At 37.9% G+C, this 21536-nt stretch carries 12 protein-coding genes and 1 tRNA gene; 9 read left to right on the top strand and 4 right to left on the bottom strand.

What is annotated here, in order from left to right; all coding sequences use genetic code 11:
• The first annotated feature begins 229 nt into the window (after positions 1-229).
• Positions 230-1453, top strand: a complete 1224-nt coding sequence (locus G525_RS0107815) for an exo-beta-N-acetylmuramidase NamZ family protein (protein WP_027125666.1) — start codon at positions 230-232, stop codon at positions 1451-1453.
• 96 nt (positions 1454-1549) lie between these two features.
• On the opposite strand, the gene G525_RS0107810 is transcribed toward G525_RS0107815, so the two are convergent.
• Positions 1550-1622 (bottom strand) — tRNA-Gln (locus tag G525_RS0107810).
• Between the two features lie 225 nt (positions 1623-1847).
• Here G525_RS0107810 and G525_RS0107800 point away from each other — a divergent pair.
• Positions 1848-5159, top strand: a complete 3312-nt coding sequence (locus tag G525_RS0107800) for a glycosyltransferase family 117 protein (RefSeq protein WP_027125665.1) — start codon at positions 1848-1850, stop codon at positions 5157-5159.
• A gap of 6 nt (positions 5160-5165) precedes the next feature.
• On the top strand, positions 5166-5837 hold the full coding sequence (locus G525_RS0107795) for a polysaccharide deacetylase family protein (protein WP_027125664.1): 672 nt from the start codon (positions 5166-5168) through the stop codon (positions 5835-5837).
• An 83-nt stretch (positions 5838-5920) separates the two neighbouring features.
• Here G525_RS0107795 and G525_RS0107790 read toward each other — a convergent pair whose 3' ends face one another.
• On the bottom strand, positions 5921-6217 hold the full coding sequence (locus G525_RS0107790; RefSeq protein ID WP_027125663.1) for a thioredoxin family protein: 297 nt from the start codon (positions 6215-6217) through the stop codon (positions 5921-5923).
• Between the two features lie 135 nt (positions 6218-6352).
• Complete coding sequence (locus G525_RS0107785; RefSeq protein WP_027125662.1) at positions 6353-7588, bottom strand: metallophosphoesterase; 1236 nt, start codon at positions 7586-7588, stop codon at positions 6353-6355.
• Between the two features lie 115 nt (positions 7589-7703).
• Here G525_RS0107785 and G525_RS0107780 point away from each other — a divergent pair, with 115 nt between their 5' ends.
• Entirely contained in the window at positions 7704-10655 is a 2952-nt protein-coding gene (locus G525_RS0107780) for a GH92 family glycosyl hydrolase (RefSeq protein ID WP_027125661.1), read from the top strand.
• 189 nt (positions 10656-10844) lie between these two features.
• The gene (locus G525_RS0107775; protein ID WP_027125660.1) at positions 10845-12155 is read left to right on the top strand and encodes a sugar MFS transporter; all 1311 of its coding nucleotides are present in this window, start codon (positions 10845-10847) and stop codon (positions 12153-12155) included.
• A gap of 194 nt (positions 12156-12349) precedes the next feature.
• Here G525_RS0107775 and G525_RS0107770 read toward each other — a convergent pair whose 3' ends face one another.
• Positions 12350-13750 carry an aldehyde dehydrogenase family protein gene (locus tag G525_RS0107770; protein WP_027125659.1) on the bottom strand — a complete coding sequence of 467 codons (1401 nt, stop codon included), beginning with the start codon at positions 13748-13750 and terminating at the stop codon, positions 12350-12352.
• Between the two features lie 199 nt (positions 13751-13949).
• Here G525_RS0107770 and G525_RS0107765 point away from each other — a divergent pair, with 199 nt between their 5' ends.
• The 4 genes from G525_RS0107765 (at position 13950) to G525_RS0107740 (ending at position 21473) form a co-directional block, all read left to right on the top strand.
• Complete coding sequence (locus G525_RS0107765) at positions 13950-14219, top strand: hypothetical protein (RefSeq protein ID WP_027125658.1); 270 nt, start codon at positions 13950-13952, stop codon at positions 14217-14219.
• 761 nt (positions 14220-14980) lie between these two features.
• Positions 14981-17845: a DNA polymerase I gene (gene polA, locus G525_RS0107750; RefSeq protein WP_027125655.1), complete on the top strand. Its 2865-nt coding sequence runs from the start codon at positions 14981-14983 to the stop codon at positions 17843-17845.
• Positions 17846-17949: 104 nt separating this feature from the next.
• Entirely contained in the window at positions 17950-18336 is a 387-nt protein-coding gene (locus tag G525_RS0107745; RefSeq protein WP_211222921.1) for a (deoxy)nucleoside triphosphate pyrophosphohydrolase, read from the top strand.
• Positions 18333-21473 carry a DEAD/DEAH box helicase gene (locus G525_RS0107740; RefSeq protein WP_027125653.1) on the top strand — a complete coding sequence of 1047 codons (3141 nt, stop codon included), beginning with the start codon at positions 18333-18335 and terminating at the stop codon, positions 21471-21473. Before G525_RS0107745 ends, G525_RS0107740 begins: the two co-directional genes overlap by 4 nt.
• Positions 21474-21536: the final 63 nt, after the last annotated feature.

The raw sequence follows: 21536 nt of genomic DNA, 5'->3' as shown, positions 1-21536 counted from the left end.
ATTTCCTACAAACGTGTAAATCCTAGCTTATTTTTTCAGCTTTTGCAGTTCTAAAGTTCAAATGATTTTGAGTTTTCTTCAAACAGGTCAAAGGGCTCTTATTTTAGGCCTAATAATTTAAACTCCTCCTTTTGAAAAAATGTTTAATTTAGCTTGATAAACCAGATTCTGAGCAATACTTCTAATTCAGAAGAATTTCAACACTATCTTATCACATGCCCTCTAAACTATGAAATCAATTTTAATCACCCTTCTAATCCTTTTTATTTCTTCTTCGAAATCAACAACCAAATTATTTGAGATTAAGAAAGAAACAACATCGATTTCCAAAATTAAGACTGGCGCAGAACAGACCCATTTATATCTTTCGCTACTGAAAAACAAAAGAGTGGCCGTTTTGGCCAATCAAACTTCGGTTATTGGCAAGACGCATTTGGTGGACAGCCTACAGCACTTAGGCGTTAACATTGTAAAGGTTTTTGGTCCAGAACACGGGTTTAGAGGCAATGCCAGTGCAGGAGCCACAGTGAGTGACGCCATTGATAAATCTACGGGTATTCCTATAATCTCACTCTACGGCAAAAAAAACAAACCAAGTAAAGACGATCTTCGAGATGTCGATATCCTAATTTATGATCTTCAAGATGTCGGGGTCCGCTATTACACCAACATCAATGCCCTTGCCAGATTAATGGAAGCTTGTGAAGAAAACCAAAAACCCTTGTTAATTTTTGATCGTCCCAATCCCAACGGTTATTTGATTGATGGACCTGTCCTGGACATGAAATACAAATCAGGCATTGGAATGTTCCCCATTCCAATGGCGCACGGATTGACCGTAGGCGAATTTGCCCTAATGGTGAACGGAGAAGGTTGGCTAAAAAACAAAGTGAAAGCAGATATTAAAATTATTCCAATTGCAAATTATGCCCATGACATGCGCTATGTTCTGCCAGTAAGCCCTTCCCCAAATTTGAATACTGAACAATCGATTTTGCTTTATCCTAGCCTATGTATGTTCGAAGGAGTTTATATCAATCACGGTAGAGGCACCTATGAGCCTTTTACAATGCTCGGCAGTCCTGCCTACAAAGGTATTTATGACTTCAATTTCACTCCAACCGGAATTAAAGGAATGGCCGAAACCCCAATATTTATGGATAAAGTTTGCTACGGTATTGATTTGCGGGACTACGACACAGAACTCTTAAGAAAACGCAAACAAATCAATTTTGATTGGATAAGACAGCTTTATAAAGCCCATCCCAATAAAGAAAAATTCTTTGATTCAAAGCTGAGCAATCAAATGAACTCCATTGAGATTCAAATAGGACGTGGCGATTTCAGACAGCAGATTATTGATGATGTGCCGGAAGCTACCATCAGAGCGGGATGGGAACCGGAGCTTGCTGCTTATAAAAAAATGCGTTTAAAATATGTGCTCTATCCCTAAGCTAAATGGAACCCCTGTCATCGCTTTGACACGGTTGACCTGAGGATGAAACACAAAAAATCCCAACTTATTTCTAAATCGGGATTTCAATTCTTGTTGGCCTACTAGGGCTCGAACCTAGACTCTTCTGGACCAAAACCAGACGTGTTGCCAGTTACACCATAGGCCAATCTCTAATTGAGGATGCAAATTTACTACAAAGTTTCATTTTCGCAAATATTTCATGAAGAAAAACAAAAAATAAAGCATCCCTTTTTTCAAAAGCCTCTTTTTGCTTGATAATGAAACCTTCCACGACGACAAATAAATTGCTAATCCTTAACGTTTACTTAAAAACTTTCCCCTCTTCTATATTTATTCTTAAATTCGCCACTCAATTTTCAACAAAAAATCTATGAATCATTTCAACTTTAAAAAATGGAATACCATTTTAGGTTGGTTCGCCTTTGCCATTGCATTTACCGTTTATGCACTTACCATTGAGCCTACCGTTAGTTTTTGGGATGCTGGAGAATATATATTGACTTCCGCAAAGCTTCAAGTGGGTCACCCTCCTGGAGCACCGTTATTTCAAATGCTTGGTGCTTTCTTCTCAATGTTCGCCTTAGAACCTTCACAAATTGGTGCCATGTTGAATATGATGAGCGGTGCGGCAAGTGCTTTCACCATTTTATTTATGTTTTGGACCATCACTTTGCTCCTTAAAAAATTGGTTAAAACGGATGAAGAATTTACGGATTCAAAAAAAATAGCCATTCTTGGTAGTGGACTTGTTGGAAGTTTAGCATTTACCTTTACAGATTCATTTTGGTTCAATGCCGTTGAAACCGAGGTGTACGCCATGGCGACCCTAATCATGGCGGTCATGTTTTGGTTGGCCTTGCGTTGGGAACAGGATATGGACAAACCTAGAGGCAATCGTTGGTTAATTTTGATTGCCTTTGTCATCGGTCTGTCTTTTGGTGTGCATTTTATGGGTCTTTTAACCATTCCTGCCATTGGATTGATCTATTACTTTAAGAATTATAAAACGATTACCGTCACAAATTTCATAGTGGCCAACTTGGTTTCTGCTGCCATCTTATTGTTCATTTTTAAATTATTGCTTCCTAATGCGCTAAAAATATTTAGTGCCTCAGAAATCTTTTTTGTGAACAGTCTTGGAATGCCTTTCAATTCTGGTACCATAATCGCTTTTATAATTGTTGTTGCTGGTTTTTATTTCGGATTGAAATATACCCGCGACCATCAAAAATATATTGCCAACACCTTGGTATTATGTCTATTGTTCATTTTTATCGGATTTTCATGCTGGCTGATGCTCCCAATCAGAGCAAATGCCAAAGTTGTTATTAACGAAAATGACCCTTCCAATGCACGTGAATTATTGGCTTATTATAATCTAGAACAGTATCCAGAAACCCATTTGTTTTATGGACCTTTATTTACCGAGCAATATACTGGGCTTGATGCTAACGACCCTTATGTTGATGACAAACCTAACTATGAAAAGGATAAAGCTGCGGGAAAATATGTGATTGTCAACGATTATAAAAATTCCAAACAAAATTTTAACTCTGAGCAGGCCGCTATTTTACCCCGGATGTGGAGCCCCGAAAATGCGGAAAACTACATGATGTTTACAGGCCTGTTGGATTTCACCATTAAATCAGAGTATATGTCTGAAAATCAAATTAGGGATATTGTATCCGGATTTAAGCAAAATGTGAGGGAAGGAAAAGTTGATTATAGCGATTACAATAAATTCCTAAAACAGTTTGGTCAGTATTTAAATATTGCAAAACCATCTTTAGCCCAAAACATCGGCTATATGGTGGAATACCAATTTGGGTATATGTACTGGCGTTATTTCATGTGGAATTTTGTGGGCCGTCAAAATGATATTCAAGGAAAATATGACGATCTAAACGGGAATTGGATCAGTGGCATCAAACCTATTGACGCGTGGCATTTAAATATGTCTCAAGATAATTTACCGAGTGATGTTGAAAATAATAAGGCACGAAACACCTATTATTTTCTCCCACTAATTTTAGGCCTGATTGGGTTCTTATTCCTGATTGGAAGAGATAAAAAACTATTTTGGACCTTACTGGTGTTTTTCCTGATGACGGGGCTCGCTATTCAATTTTATACCAACGTCCGGCCATTTGAACCGCGAGAACGAGATTATTCTGTTGTGGGATCCTTTTACGTATTTGCCATTTGGATAGGTTTTGGTGTGTATGCCATCTTTGACGCCCTCAGAAAATATACCACCACAAAATTTCTTCCACATGCCATTACTTTGGCGTGTTTAGTATTAGTGCCTGGCATATTGGCTGCCAACAATTGGGACGATCATGACCGATCAGGTAAAAGAACTGCGCATGCCATGGCGGTGAAATACCTAGAATCTTGTGCCCCTAATGCTATTTTATTCACCATTGGTGATAATGACACCTTCCCATTGTGGTATGCCCAAGAGATTGAAGGCATCCGTCGGGATGTAAGGGTTATTAATACGAGTCTTTTTCAAACAGATTGGTATATTGATCAAATGAAGCGTAAAGCTTACACGAGTGATCCTATTCCATCGCAATTGACACATGAGCAGTACAGATATGGGACGCGTGACTATATTGTTGAAAAAGAAATTACAAAAGACACTTTAGGCATCAAGGATTTTATGGATTTTGTGAGTAGTGACAACCCGCGTACAAAACTTAAATATGCTTTGGAACAGGAAGGCAGAGACACAAGTAGCTATCCGCCAAATATGTTAAACTCAAATTATTATCCTACCAAATCGGTTAGAATTCCCGTGGACAAAGCTTCCGTTTTGGAGCATGGCATTGTGAAGGAAAAAGACGCCGGTAAAATTGTAGACGATATCGTTATTCAAATTAAAGGCGGTGCCCTTTACAAAAACCGATTATTGATGTTGGACATTATTGCCAATAATAATTGGGAACGTCCTATTTATTTTACAGGAGGCAGTTTTGGAGATGATGATTATATTTGGATGAAAGACTATCTGCAATTGGATGGGTTGTGTTACAAATTGGTACCTATCAAAACTCCGGTGGACAAAGCCAATCCGTTTGATATGGGCCGTGTGGATACGGATGCTATGTATGACCAAGTGATGGCCTGGGATTGGGGCAATAGTGGCAGTCCTGATATTTACCATGATGTGGAGACTCGTAAAAATTCAATCACCTACAGAGGTAACTTAGCACGTTTAATGGAGCAGTTGATCAACGAAGACCAACCAGAGAAAGCTGAAAAGGTTGCCGATATGGCCATGGAAAATATGCCAGTCGATTATTTTGGTTTCTACACGTTGTTAGAACCGTATATCAGCGGCTATTATGAAGTTGGCAAAATAGAAAAAGCGCGGAAACTTTATAAAGATGTGACCAAGAAATATCAAGAAAGTCTAACGTATTATAGCGGCCTGAGCATTGAAAATCAAACCCGTTATTTAGATGAAATCGTGACAGATATTGAGCGTTATAGAAGTTTAGTGGATATTGTGGTCGTTTATAATGATAAGGACTTTGCCATGGAAGAAACTGAGAAGTTCAACAACTATTTGCAATTGTTTAAACATTTTATGGGCGACGAACCGCGAGAAAATGCACCAAGAGAAGAACGTGATATGGTTACAGATACCGTTGATAGTTTATTACAATTTGAATAGTTTCTCGTGAACCTTATTCCCGTAAAAACCCCAAAATTGATCAAAGGCATATTTCCAAGTTATACTTGGGATATGCCTCAAGATCAAAAAGTGATCTACTTGACATTTGATGATGGTCCCACGCCAGAAATAACCAATTGGACGCTTGATCTTTTAAGATCCTACAACGCCAAGGCAACCTTCTTTTGTATTGGCAACAATATTGAAAAATACCCAGATATATTCAATGACCTTATAAAAGATGGCCATGCCATTGGCAACCACACTTATCATCACCCTAAAGGTTGGACCACCAATAGTGATGTTTATGTCAATCAAGTCATAAAAACACAAGATCTCATCGCTTTGGGAATTCAAAATACCAAATTACAAATCACAAATCACAAATCAACAATCGCAAATCTTTTCCGACCGCCTTATGGTCAAATCACTCCTAAACAAGGTAAGCGCCTATTAGCATTGGGTTATAAAATTATTATGTGGGATATACTAGCATTTGATTGGAAAAACTCCATATCGCCTGAGGAATGCGAAAAAAACGTGATTTTAAAAGCAGGAAATGGAAGCATCATTGTCTTTCATGATAGTGTCAAAGCCGCGCCGCGGATGAAGTTTGCCCTGACTAAAACATTAGAACATTTTAGTCGAAAAGGCTATCAATTTAAGTGTATTGAGTAGTATTTTTAATTCAAAAAAGATGTATGCGAATAACCAGGGATTCCTGCCTTCCTATCTGCCAACAGGCAGGCGCAGGAATTTTTTCAGATATATTCCTGAAGGATGCCTATAAGCGTATCTGCATCCTGCTCTCCGCTATGGCGCCATTTCATCTCGCCTCTTTTATAAATAATAAGGGTAGGCAAGCCTTTAACACGAAGTGCCTCAGCAAGGTCCTTATTTTTATCCACATCTATTTTGATCACTTTTGCCTTGTCGCCAAGCGCAGCAGCTACATCCCTTAACACTGGATGCATTGCAATAGATTGTTCATTCCATTCTGTAAAAAAATCCAACAAAACAGGAATATCGACATCTATGATTTCTCCGAATTTTGACATACATTTTAATGTTTAGATCAAATGTGTTATTACAAACCTACTTATTTTTTATTTATTAACCTAAAACATACGTAAATAGCTTGTTTGCCTATGTAAAGTTACATTTGTGTTAAAGAATTCACAGGTCATAACACGTTATGCCATCTCTTTTTCTGACCTTTTTTTTAGTTCAATTACCGTGATTTCAGGCCAAATACCAACGCGACCAGGAAAGCCCAAATAGCCAAAACCTCTATTGACGTTAATGTATTGCCCCATTTCCTTATAAATACCAGCCCAATGTTTGTATTTGTATTTGATTGGGCTCCATTTAACCCATCCAGGAATTTCAATGCCAAACTGCATCCCATGGGTATGGCCACTTAAAGTCAAATGGTAATGGTAATCATCATTAATTACCACCTCATCCCAATGGCTTGGGTCGTGGGTCATCAATATTTTAAAATCGTTTGGTTGAACGTCTTCGGCAGCTTTCTTTAAATCACCCGCTTTTTTAAAACCGCCTATCCCCCAGTTTTCGACACCTAAAAGTGCTATACGCTGCCCATTTCTTTCAATAAACCGATTTTCATTCAGCAACAGATCATAACCCATATCTTTTTGGAGGGTTTTCAATTCTTCTAAATTCTGTTCTTTTTCAGCTGCAGAGTTCCAGTCAATATAATCGCCATAATCATGGTTTCCCAAAACGGAAAAAACGCCATCCCTCGCTTTTAATTCTGAAAATAAATCTTTCCAAGGCAGCAACTCAAGACTTCTGTTATTGACCAAATCTCCAGTAAATAATATGATATCCGATTTTTGTTCTTTGACCATATTAACCGCATGCTCAACTTCCTGTCGATTATCAAAACTCCCCGTATGGATATCACTAATATGAGTCATCTTGTACCCATCAAAAGCCTCTGGTAAATCATCAAAGTATAAGGTATGTCTAATGACCTTATAATTATATTTTCCCTTATACATCCCATAAAGCATTGACGCAAATGGAATTGCAGCCACACCTACAGCAAGTCCACTTACAAATTTTCGTCGTGAAGGCATGTGAAAAGTCTCTTTGGTACTGAAGAATTTAGAATGTAGACCCATAAAAAATCGTACCACGTCCTCTCCAAAAAGAAAAACAATCATGACCAAATTGAATAACATAAAAGACAATACAAATCCAAACGCATAACTTTTTATTGGCGAAAGCACACGGCCTGCAGATCCAAAACCGAATTGTATGATTAAATTACCCGCAACAATAACTGCAATAGCAATAAACACATAGTGGATCCAGAGGTTTTTAGTGATTGTCCTAATGGCTTGAAATCCATATAGGGTAATGAGAATATAAAATATGGAAAATAGAATCCATCGCAACATAAGCGCAGTTTTTTTCAAAGATAAATGAATTAAATCGGTATTTAAATATTGCAATAAAATTTAACCGTCCCTTAAGATTTAGTATATTTCCGCTTCAATACCAATCGCTTAACTGATGAAGTCATTTTTTTTAGGTTTTACAGCTCTATTCCTACTCTTAGGCTGTTCTGATCATCCCAAAACAACGCCTGCTAAAAAAGATAAATCTTTAGTATCCTTGGTCAATCCATTTATTGGCACTGACGGCCATGGACATACTTATCCGGGTGCCACTATGCCTTTTGGGATGATGCAATTAAGTCCTGACACGCGTCTTGAAGGTTGGGACGGTGCTTCTGGCTATCATTATAGTGATGCCTATATCTATGGTTTTTCTCATACCCATCTCAGCGGGACAGGCGTTGGTGATTATTGTGACATCTTACTTATGCCCACCAATGAAGTGGTCTTCAATAACGGCAGCAATGGCAAAAAAGGCTATCGCTCAAAATTCTCCCATGACAAGGAAAAAGCCGAGCCAGGCTACTACCAAGTGCATTTGGAAGATACTGATATCAATGTCGAATTAACCGTATCTGAGCGCAGTGGCGTTCATAAATACCAATTTCCAACAGCGAAGAATCAAATTATCGTCTTAGATTTAGAACATCGCGATGCGCTGTTGGCTTCAAAAATCAAACAAACTTCAAGAACTGAAATTACAGGATTTCGCCATTCCAAATCATGGGCTTCCAATCAGAAATTATTCTATTATATTAAATTCTCGCACCCTATGTCCGTCGATTTAATTGCGAGAAAGCAAAATTTGACCCATAAAAAAGCAGTTTTTCAATTTGACAATCCTAAAAACGAACCTGTATACGTGAAAATTGGCATCAGCGCTGTTGATGAAGAAGGGGCCAAGAAAAATCTGGAAGCTGAAATTGGTAACAAGACTTTTGACGAGGTCAAAGAAAAAGCACAAACCATTTGGGAACAGCAACTGGAAAAAATTGTCATTGAAAGCAGCAATCAGGATCATAAAATTAACTTTTATACCGCTTTGTACCACACCATGATTGTACCCAATCTGTATCAAGATGTAGATGGACGCTATAGAGGCATGGACCTAAAAATCCACTCTACTAAAGATTTCAAGTACTACACCGTATTTTCACTATGGGACACCTATCGTGCAACACATCCATTATACTCCATTATTGAGCGCAAACGCAGCAGCGACTTCATCAATACGCTTATTGCCAAATACGACGAAGGCGGCATCTTGCCCATGTGGGATTTAAGTGCCAATTACACGGGCACCATGATTGGCTACCATGCTGTTCCCGTCATTGCTGATGCTTATTTAAAAGGAATAAAAGGTTTTGATGCCGAAAAAGCTTTTGAAGCGATGAAACATTCGGCCAATCAAAATCATCGGGGCTTAAAATCTTATAAAGAATTAGGTTTTATTCCTGTGGAGGAAGAAAGTGAGTCTGTCTCAAAAACCTTGGAATATGCTTATGACGATTGGACCATTGCTAAAATGGCACACGCCTTGGATAAAGCGGATGATTTCGAAATCTATATGAAACGGGCACAAAACTATAAGAACGTTTTTGATCCGGAAACTAAATTTATGAGAGGCCGTTTCAAAAATACGTGGTTTACTCCTTTTGATCCTTATGAGGTCAATTTCAACTATACGGAAGCCAATGCCTGGCAATACTCTTTTTACGTGCCGCAAGATATTTCTGGTCACATAGAATTACTGGGCGGGAAAGACGTTTTAGAGTCTCAATTGGACAGCTTGTTTAGTGCAGAATCTTCCACTTCAGGCCGAGATATGGTCGATATCACAGGACTTATCGGTCAATATGCGCATGGCAATGAACCCAGCCATCATATGGCCTATCTCTATAATTTCGTCAACAAACCTTATAAAACCCAAGAGAAAGTCCATCAAATCTTGACTGAGCTCTATAAAAATGAGCCTGATGGTATTGCCGGCAATGAAGATTGCGGACAAATGAGCGCGTGGTATGTGTTGTCCTCTATGGGTTTTTATCCGGTAACGCCAGGTTCCAATCAGTACATTATTGGCACTCCGTTATTTGATAAAGCCACTATCAACCTAGAAAACGGGAAAAACTTCACCATCAATGCCTTTAATCTATCTGACGAAAACAAATACATTGACCACGCCAGACTTAACGGCCGACGTTTGCATCAAAGTTTCATTTCTTCAAAAGAAATTCTGTCCGGTGGCACTTTGGAGTTTTATATGACTGATACGCCTTCTGATTGGGGAACGGATGACGATGACGTGCCATCCACATCCATAGATTATTTTAAAATTGTTCCAGTGCCTTTTATTGCGAAAGGTGATATTGCCTTCAAAGATGAAACTGAAGTGATCTTGGAAAATGCCCAAAAAGAAACGGACATTTTTTACACCCTAAACGATTCCATTTATATCAAATATGAACAGCCTTTTATTATTTCAGAATCCTCGACCTTAAAAGTATATTCTGAAAAAGAGGATGAAAGAAGCGCCACTGTGGCTACTAATTTTCATAAAATTGATCCCACTAGAACCATCACTCTCAAAACAGATTTTGCGAACCAATATAGCGCTGGAGGCCCCAATGCCTTGATTGATGGTCTCAAAGGCTCCAAAGACTTTCGTGGTGGCGCATGGCAAGGCTATGAAGATAAAGATGTGGTTGCCATAATTGACTTAGGCGAAGTAAAAGCCACCCAATCGGTTGCAGTCAATTTCCTGCAGGACCAACGTTCATTTATTTTCTATCCCACCGAAATCTTGTGTTATATTTCCACCGATAATCAAAATTTTAAATTGGCTGGAAAACAAAGTATCAATGCGATAAATCGTTCGGAAGAAGTCAAAGTGAAGACCATCACTTTCGATTTAAAGGATAAAAATGCCAAGTACGTAAAGCTTGTGGCTAAAAAACTGGGCAGACTTCCTAAATGGCATGCAGGCTATGCCGATAGAGGAAAAAGCTGGATATTTGTGGATGAGATCAGTATTCAGTCGCAGTCTATAGGAGACAGTTTGCAGTAGGCAGTTGCAATCTTAAACCGCCCGTACCGAAAAACACGTTGGAGCGGGTCCATAAAATTTAAAAAAAGCACATTTATTGGTCTAAACATACTTTAATTTAAAATATTAAAATTTCAACTCATAACTCTGAACTCACAACCCACAACTCATAACCCATAACTCTAAACTTCAAACCTTGAACCATACATTATGAATCAACAAAAATCCTATCGTTCCTCCTTTATATTATTGACCATCTTATTTTTCCTTTGGGGATTTATAACGGTGTTGGTAGATTCTCTCATTCCTAGACTTCGAGAATTATTTACCTTAACTTATTTTCAGGCGGGCATGGTTCAATTTGCTTTTTTTGGCGCATTTTTCATACTGTCTATTCCTGCCAGTTTTATTTTAACTAAAATCGGCTATAAAAAAGGGATTATTTTAGGATTAAGTACAATGGCAGTAGGTTGTTTGCTTTTCTATCCCGCAGCGTCCTACAGAATGTTTGGAATCTTTATGGTTGCCTATTTTATATTGGCAGGAGGAATTACTATTTTACAAGTGGCTGCCAACCCTTATGTCGCGGTTCTAGGAAGTGAAGATGGTGCATCAAGCCGTTTGAACTTATCCCAAGCCTTTAACTCTTTAGGTACTGCCATAGCCCCTGTTATAGGAGCTTTATTTATTTTAAGTGATAAAATTAAAACGACGGATGAAATCGCAATTTTAACCGATTCCGAAAAAGGGCTTTATTTGGCTTCAGAGGCCTCTGCAGTTCAAACTCCTTTTTTAGGGTTAGCGATTTTCATCTTTATCATCGCTATAGGTTTCTACTTTGCAAAACTTCCCAAACTGATCAATGAAACTGCGGTTGGTTCCTACAGCGACGCGCTTAAACATAAAAATCTGGTAATGGGTATTATTGGCATCTTCTTTTATGTTGGTGCTGAAGTCGCTATCGGTAGCTATTTGGTCAATTATTTCCTCGAAATGAATATGGTGGACATCATTAAACAAAATGAGTTTATGAAGTCTATTGTGGAAGGTATTTTAAGCACAGGGATTACTGAAAGCGACAATAAAGCCATTGTTGGGGTCTTTGTGACCTTTTATTGGTCTGGTGCGATGATTGGCCGATTTGCAGGAGCCTATTTGACCAAAATCATCAAACCAGGAAAAGTTTTGGGAATGTTTGCTACGATTGCAATTGTCCTGATTTTAATTTCCATAAGCACCACAGGTCTATTGAGTATGTGGAGTATTTTGGCGGTAGGATTGTTCAATTCCATCATGTTCCCCACTATTTTCACCTTGGCCATTGATGGCATTGGCTCCTTAAAACCAAAAGCTTCAGGAATGTTATGTACCGCCATTGTAGGTGGTGCCGTTATCCCGCCAACATTTGGTTATTTAACGGATCAAATCGGATTTAAATCGGCCTTGTTTTTTGTGATTTTATGTTATGCCTATATTCTTTACTTCGGATTTAAGAACAGTAAAAAGCAGGTAAGTATATAAATCAATGGACTTCATTTTCCAATGGATGATACGGTTTTCCGCTGATTGGTGTTGATAAATGTAACTCTCCGAAAACTCAACAGTAAACCAAGACTGATGACTTAAACTAATTACCCTCCGTAGACGCGGATTTATGTAAATAAAGTGGATTACTCTAAAACTGCGACCGAAGACTGAAGACCAAAGACTGACCTTCAAAACCACTTCAAGGTCAAATCAATCAATTTCTGCTTAAAATTGGTATAAGGTGGCATCAATAAATCTGTTGCGCCAATCGTATGCTGTTTCATCATGGCACGTCGGTTGGAAAACGCTTCAAATCCATAAAATCCGTGTGCTTTCCCAATCCCACTGTTATTGCTGCCTCCAAAAGGAAGGTTATGATTTAAAAACTGAAGTAGATTATGGTTCACGCAACCACTTCCTGCCCTCGTATTATCCATGATATAAGCGATGTTCTTTTTAGATTTACTATAGATATATAAAGCCAAAGGTTTTTCATTTGAATTGATATAGTCCACGGTTTCTTGAATGCTTGAATACGTTTTTACTGGAAGGATAGGTCCAAATATCTCATCGGTCATCAATTTGGAATCCTTTGGCATATCAAAAACCAAGGTGGGTTCAATATAATTATCGCTTGCATTATAAGTTCCTCCAAAAGCTATATCACTCTTATTCTGTTTGGCCTCTTCAATATAAGATACCAACCGCTCAAAATGCTTTGGGTTGACAATTCTGGAATAGGAATCCGATTGCTCTGCATCTTCTGAATAAAATTCGGCAATTTTAGATTTAAAAAGCTTGGTAAACTCATCTTTCAATTCGGATTTTAAAAGCACATAGTCGGGCGCAATACAGGTTTGTCCCGCATTGGTGAATTTGCCGTATATGATTCTTTTGACCGCCGTTTCCAGATTGGCGGAATCATCGATAATTGTCGGCGACTTCCCTCCCAATTCCAAGGTTACAGAAGTCAAGTGCTCTGAAGCCGCTTTCATCACTATTTTACCAACTTGTGGTGAACCCGTAAAAAAGATATGGTTAAATGGGAGCTTCAATAAAGCTTCTGACACCTCAACTTCACCTTCCACAAGCGCAACTTCATCCTCATTAAACAATTCTTTTACAATATCTGCCATTACCCCAGAAGCATTAGGAGTCATTTCAGAAGGCTTTATGACCACAGTGTTACCCGCCGCAATGGCAGAAACCAAAGGACCGAAAGTGAGGTTGATCGGGAAATTCCACGGGGAGATAATCAAACAAACGCCTTTAGGCTCGTATTTGATATACGATGATGCGCCAAGTAAGGCCAACGGCGTATCTACTTTTTGGTCTTTTACCCAATACTTCAGATTGCTTTTGGCAAATTTTATTTCGGTCAAAACAGGATAAATTTCCGTGAGATCGGTCTCCAAAAAGGGTTTTTTAAAGTCGGCATACATCGCCTCCCTTATCTTTTGTTTATAAGTAGACTCCAAAGCCTTCCTCAGGAGTTCGAGTTTTTTTATACGCTCTTTATAGGTGGAAATTCCCACCTTGAACTGATTTGCCTTTTGTCGATTAAACAGCATATTGAACTTGTTATCCATCTATTTCACGTTTTAGCATCAGCGCATTTATTGGTCTGCGCGTCATATTTATGTAGTTCATCGATTTTTTTTGAGTAATATTTCACCTCAACCGTTTATCGATGTTTTATATCTAATATATTTTAAATCACTTTAAACCTGTTGTTTCTTTGTAAGGTATTCAATGTAATATATATAAACCTCAAAATCACATTTCAGCATGAAAAAAGTTTTAATCCTTAGCGCTCTAATCACATTACCAGTATTATCCTTTGGTCAAAATGCTTCAAGCGATGCTGTAAAACAACATGATGTGATTACAATTAAAACCATCACGACTGAACAAAAAACTGAAAACCAAATTGCTTTGGGTACGTTTTCAAAAAATGAGGTAAATGATCTAAGCTATAAAAAAAGTATTGAACTTATCAGTATCAAAGCATACAGAAAAAGTCTTCAAATTAAGGTAAAAGAGGTTAAATCCTGCTAATATTAAAATTTAGAACCTATTCATATTCCGTATCATTCGAGGTGTTTTTGAATTGACGCACCTCGAATTTTTTTATTTAAAACTAATATCTTTGGTTGACAACTCATAAAGTCAATTAGATTTTCTTTCGATTGTTGGACCAATTCTGAAGCATCAGGAATAATCACACTATAGATAATAATCAGGGCATAGTATTTGGCATTCTTGATGGCCAAAGTAGGGGCTACTGCCCGATTGTGGGCATAATCCTATAAGACAAAATCTCTAAATCAGAATCTGAATAAATTAAGTCGTCCTCACGTTTGAAGGGAGTTAGAGTAAAAGTTTCTAAAAGCCACGTTGATCTCATCAATGCTGAATTTCTGGCAATAGGCGATAAACCCTTCCGGAAGTATATTTTGGATCCTAAAGCGACCCTTGCTAACAATTCCGATATCACGGCTCATATAGTCCAATCCTACCCGTAAAAGTGCACGCCGAACGGTTTCCAAAACTGTAAAATATACTGTGGTGCAGGGCTTGCTGGATTTTTTAAAAATCTTCCAAGTATAACGCCAAACTGATCGAAACATTCCCCAAAACCACGGCATGTCAAAAGTCCAATTGGATCCCTCAAAAATAAATTGCGTATAATTTCTCTGTGCTCATCTGCGCCATTTCGCGCGACTCTGCCCAATACGCATCGCAATGCACATTAGGCCCATCAAAACCCCCAAATCGAAATATCTTTTGTAATTTTATAAACTTCAAAAAACAACTCAATGTCCGAACAAAAACGCCTTTTTTTAGTCGATGCCTACGCTCTAATTTTTAGAGGTTATTATGCTTTTATCAAGAACCCAAGAATCAATTCCAAAGGCGAAGACACCTCCGCTATCATGGGATTTATGAATTCACTTTTAGATGTGATCAAAAGGGAGCGGCCTGACCATTTGGCGGTATGCTTTGACAAAGGCGGCAGTGTGGATCGGGTGGAAATGTTTGAAGCATATAAAGCCAACCGAGATGAAACTCCAGAAGGCATAAGAACAGCCATTCCCTATATTTGTGATATTTTAGAAGCCATGCACATTCCCATCATGGTCAAAGAAGGCTTTGAAGCTGATGACGTGATTGGCACCTTAGCAAAGAAAGCAGAAAAGGAAGGCTATAAAACCTATATGGTAACGCCAGATAAGGATTTCGCGCAATTGGTTTCTGAAAACATCTTTATGTACCGACCTATATTTGGAGGCGGCTATGAAACGTGGGGCATTCCGGAGGTGCAGAAGAAATTTGAGGTCACTGATCCTTTGCAAGTGATTGACTTTTTGGGAATGATGGGTGATGCTTCTGATAATATTCCTGGTTTGCCGGGCGTTGGTGAAAAAACGGCCAAAAAATTCATAAAGCAATTTGGAAGCATGGAGAATCTTTTGGCCAATACAGATCAGCTGAAAGGTAAAATGAAAGAAAACCTTGAAGCCAATAAAGAACTCGGTTTGCTTTCTAAACAGTTGGCCACCATTATGCTTGACGTTCCGGTTGAATTTTGCGAAAAAGATTTTGAAATGTCCGAGCCCGATATTCCTAAGGTCACTGAGATCTTTGAGGAATTGGAATTTAGACGCCTAACCGATAATTTTCTAAAAACCTTTTCAGCGGAAGCTGAGGCCCTGCAACCTGGACAAGGAATTGGTGGAACGCCATTTAAAAGTAAGGTTCAAGACACCTCCACAACATCAAAAGGAGCGGCTGGCGAAGGTCAGTTTTCACTGTTTGGCGCTACCGCCTCGGCCACTCAACCAAACGAACCGTTTGCTGAACATACACGACATACCTCTCAAACCAGTTCTCATTTTTACCAAAGTGTAGCTCCAGGAATGGGCACCCAACTGTTTGTAAAAAATCTAATGAATCAATCTTCGGTGTGCTTTGATACTGAAACTACTAGTCTCAATCCGTTGACGGCCGAATTGGTGGGCATTGCTTTTTCTTGGGAAATAGGCAAGGGATTTTATTTGCCATTCCCCGAGGATCAAAATGACGCTCAAGAATTAATTGAAATCTTACGTCCGTTTTTCGAAAATGAAGCCATCGAAAAAATTGGCCAGAATTTAAAATACGATATCAAAGTCCTGGCCAAATACAATATCACCGTAAAAGGCAAATTGTTTGATACGATGCTAGCACACTATCTAATCAATCCTGATATGCGCCATAATATGGATGTGCTGGCGGAGACCTATCTTAATTACACACCCATTTCAATTACTGAACTGATTGGCAAAAAAGGCAAGAATCAACGTTCCATGAGGGACATTCCGTTAAAGGAACAAACGGAGTATGCTGTTGAAGATGCGGATATCACCCTACAATTAAAAGAGCATTTCGAAAAGGAATTGGGCGAAGCCAATACTCAAAAATTATTCGACGAGATTGAAATCCCGCTGTTGCGGGTGCTTGCCGATATGGAACTGGAGGGCATCAATCTGGATGAACACTTCCTAAATTCCTTAGCTGAGAAATTAGATAATGACATCAAAACCTTAGAAGCCAACATTTTTAAGGAAGCTGGCGAAGAATTCAATATTGCCTCTCCAAAACAGTTGGGCGACATTTTGTTTGACAAGCTTAAATTGGTGGATAAGCCTAAGAAAACCAAAACAGGACAATACGCCACTGGTGAGGAAATCTTATCCTATTTGGCCAAAGACCATACTATTATTCAGCATATTCTGGAGTATCGCGGACTGGCAAAACTGAAAAGCACCTATGTTGATGCTTTGCCAACTCAGGTGGAGCCGTCAACAGGCAGAGTGCATACGGATTATATGCAAACCGTGGCCGCTACCGGACGTTTGAGCAGTAACAATCCGAATTTGCAGAACATTCCTATCCGTACGGAACGTGGCCGACAAGTGCGAAAAGCCTTTGTGCCTAGAGATGCAGATTACACCCTATTGGCGGCGGATTATTCCCAAATTGAATTGCGGATTATCGCCGCATTGAGTGAAGAAGAAAACATGATCCATGCTTTCAAGAATGGAGAAGACATTCACGCCTCTACCGCATCAAAAGTATTTAGCGTGCCTTTGGAAGAAGTCACACGTGAGCAACGTAGCAATGCCAAAACGGTGAATTTCGGAATCATTTATGGTGTATCTGCCTTCGGGTTGAGCAACCAAACCGATCTTTCACGAAGCGAAGCTAAAGACCTCATTGACACCTATTACGCCACTTACCCAAAACTGCGCCGTTATATCAGCGAACAAATTGATTTTGCACGCGATAACGGCTATGTGCAGACCGTTTTGGGACGGCGCCGTTATTTAAAGGACATCAACTCACGGAATGCCGTGGTCAGAGGTGCTGCAGAACGAAATGCCGTCAATGCACCCATCCAAGGCAGTGCTGCGGATATTATTAAATTGGCGATGATCAACATTCACAAAAAACTTGAAGAGGGAAAATTTAAAACTAAAATGCTGCTTCAAGTGCATGATGAGTTGGTTTTTGATGTCTATAATCCCGAATTGGAGGCCATCAAAAAAATGGTGAAAACTGAGATGGAAAGCGCCTATACGCTCACGGTGCCTTTGGATGTGGACTTGGGGGTTGGGAAAGATTGGCTGGAGGCGCATTAAAGTATGAAGACCGCTGCGCTTTTAGTCCCGATAGCTATCGGAAAAGCATAGAGACTTAATTCTTTAAGATTAGACATGGCGTAATTTTTAAATATAACAGTGTATTGAAAACTATTCAGGTGACTTGTGCGCTCATTCAATTTGGCGATAAAATCCTTGCCGTTCAGCGAAGCGCACAGATGAAACTTCCTTTGAAATGGGAATTTGCTGGTGGCAAGATTGAACCAGGCGAAAGTGAAGTGGCTTGTATAAAACGTGAAGTTCTAGAAGAGTTAAACATTCACATTGAGGTCAAAGAACGCCTTACTCCGGTAACTCATGCCTATCCTGATTTTAAAATTGAGTTGATTCCTTTTGTTGCTCAGTATGTTTCCGGAGAATTAAAATTAAAGGAACATGCCAATCATGTTTTTTTAAGCAAAAAAGAATTGCATAAATTAGACTGGGCTGAAGCTGATATTCCAATAGTAAAAGAATTTATAGAATTATGAATCAAGGTATCTATGAAGAACTAGTCACACAACTGGTGTCTAATAAATTAAACGAGATTGATAAAGACAAATTCTTTTTAAAGAAAAGCGTAATTGACAAAGAAGAAGCTTCTCAAATTCTTTCCAACCATTTATCAAGAACTCTGAACCATGCTTTTCAACTTGTTAAAGGGGAAAACAAGGTTGAGATTCAAATTGAAATTGCTAATAAAATTATTCGATTTCTAAAAGACGAGCTAAACAGACAAGAATTTCTAGATGATATAGTCAATATTGAAGGAGAAATTCTAAAGGCGGTGTTTTCCAAAACCGATGCCTATTTTTCTAATCTCGAGCTACATTTAAAAGAAATCACACCCTATACAAGACTAACTCAAAGTGAATTATTTACAGGCGGAAATGCAGGTTTATCTTTAGAAAGTGAACTCAAAAAGGAAATTCTATCATCTAACGAAATAAATTTTCTAGTTTCATTTATAAAATTCAAAGGAATAATAATCCTTGAAAAGGAGTTGCGAGAATTCACAGAACGTGGTGGAAAATTGAAAGTCATTACTACGACTTATATGGGAGCTTCTGACTATAAAGCAATAAAATTATTAGCTAGCCTAAAAAACACAGAAGTTAAAATATCTTATAATACAGGAAATGAAAGATTACATGCCAAAGCATATCTTTTTTATAGGGATTCCGGGTTTCATACGGCTTATATCGGTTCATCAAACTTTTCTAGGTCTGCTTTAACGGATGGTTTGGAATGGAATTTAAAAGTGACTACCAAAGAAGTCAGTCATATTATAAGTAAGTTTCAAAAAACATTTGACGCGTATTGGGAAAGTGACGACTTCGAATTATTTGACGATTCCATTCACCAAGTGAAATTGATTGATGCTTTAAAACAAAGCAAGTTCAGTAAACCATATGACAATTCATCAGCGTTTTTTGACATTAAGCCCTTTCCATATCAGAACGAAGTATTAGAAAAGTTAGATGTAGAGAGAACCGTTCACAACAGACACAGAAACTTGGTTGTCGCAGCGACAGGAACAGGAAAAACAGTTATTTCTGCCTTTGACTACAAACGTTTCAAGCAAGAAAACACATCTTCAAAACTACTTTTTTTAGCGCATAGAAAAGAGATTCTACAAAAATCACTATCCACTTTCCAAGGTGTTTTAAGAAATAATAATATTGGTGAATTATGGGTAGATGGAATGATTCCTGATAATTATGAATACGTTTTTGCTTCCGTTCAGTCTTTAAATAATCAACTTGAAAACACCAATCTATCACCTGATTATTATGATTATATAATTATAGATGAATGTCACCATCAAACTGCAAACAGCTACAGGTCCATAATCAATTATTTTAAACCTAAAGTCCTTCTAGGCCTTACAGCTACACCCGAAAGAATGGATGGCGGAGATATTTTAGAAGATTTTGATAACAGAATTGCGGCTGAAATTAGATTACCCGAAGCAATGAATAGAAAATTGCTTTGTCCTTTTCAATATTTCGGAATTACAGATAGCATAGACTTATCTTATGTTAGTTGGGTAAGAGGAAGATATTTACCAAGCGAATTAACCAACATCTATACAGAAAGTGATAGACGAGTAAGGGAGATAATTGATGCTCTAGACAAATACACTAAGGACATCAATGATGTTAGAGCTTTAGGATATTGCGTTTCTATGGACCATGCCAAATACATGGCGGAAAAATTCACTTTAAGGGGATTAAAAGCAGATTATTTAACAAGCAATAATAGTAATGACCGAGTTGCTATTCGTCAAAGACTAGAAAAAAAGGAAATCAACTATCTATTTGTTGTTGATATATTTAATGAAGGCATCGATATTCCGCAAATTGACACATTGCTTTTTTTAAGACCAACAGAGAGTTTAACCATATTTTTACAACAACTTGGAAGAGGACTTAGATTATTTGAAGAAAAAGACTCATTAACTGTTTTAGATTTTGTTGGGAACTCCCATTCTGAATATAATTTTGAAAGTAAGTTCAGAGCCTTAATCGGTAAAACAAATACTACAGTTGCCAAAGAAGTTGAGGACAATTTCCCACATTTACCCTTAGGATGCTCCATAATACTAGAGAGAAAAGCAAAGGATACCATTCTAAAAAATATAACATCAGCTACCATATTGAATAGGCGAAAGATTATTCAAAGAATTCAGCAATTTCAACACGACACACATTTACCGTTAACGATAGGAAATTTTAGTAAGTTTTACAATATTCCTTTACAAGCGATTTATAAAAGAGGTAGTTGGAAACGTCTATGTCATATTGCTGGTAAATTGGATGATTTCGATTCTGAAAATGAAAAAGAAATTGTTTCAACTATTTCTAAAAAATGGCTTTCTACAAATTCATTAAGTTATTTCACCTTCATTTTAAAACTTGTTCAACAAGACTTCAATATAGATATTTCTGAATTTAATGAAATTGAAAAAACAATGCTTTTAATGATACATTACGATGTTTGGCAAAGTGAAGGTGGTTTCAATTCATTAGAATCAAGCATAAAAAAGATTGGAGCCAATAAAGTTTTAGTGGAAGAAATAAAAGAAGTATTAGAATTGTTAATTGAAAAAATAGACTTCAAAGAAATAAAAATAGACCTTCCTTACCAGCAACCATTAAAACTCCATAGTCGTTATACAAGGGATCAAATTCTAGCTGCTTTTAAATTCAGCACTTTCGAAAACAAGTCTTCCAACAGAGAGGGCACAGCTGAAAACAAGGAATTGAACACAGAAATCCTATTCATCAACCTTATCAAATCTGAAGAAAATTTTTCGCCAACAACTATGTATGATGATTACGCCGTAAACGAATTATTATTTCATTGGCAGACTCAAAACTCTGCAAGACCAGATAAAGGCAAGGGATTATCTTATATAAATCATAAATCGACAGAAAAACGAATTCTTCTTTTTGTAAGAGAAAAAGCAAAGGATGAATTTGGCAATAGTATGGGCTATATATTTATTGGGGAAGGAGAGCTAAAAGATTATAAAGGCGCAAAACCCATGAGCATAAATTGGGAACTTCAAGAACCAATGCCGCATTATTTATGGAAAGACGCGGCCAAACTTTCAGTTGGATAATGGACTTATAAAAAAACAAAACTTAAAACCAGACCAAAGATTATTTAACAACTAAAATGAAGA

This window comes from Gelidibacter mesophilus DSM 14095, assembly GCF_000423005.1.
GTDB lineage: Bacteria > Bacteroidota > Bacteroidia > Flavobacteriales > Flavobacteriaceae > Gelidibacter > Gelidibacter mesophilus.
This window is presented reverse-complemented; position numbering and strand designations above follow the sequence as displayed.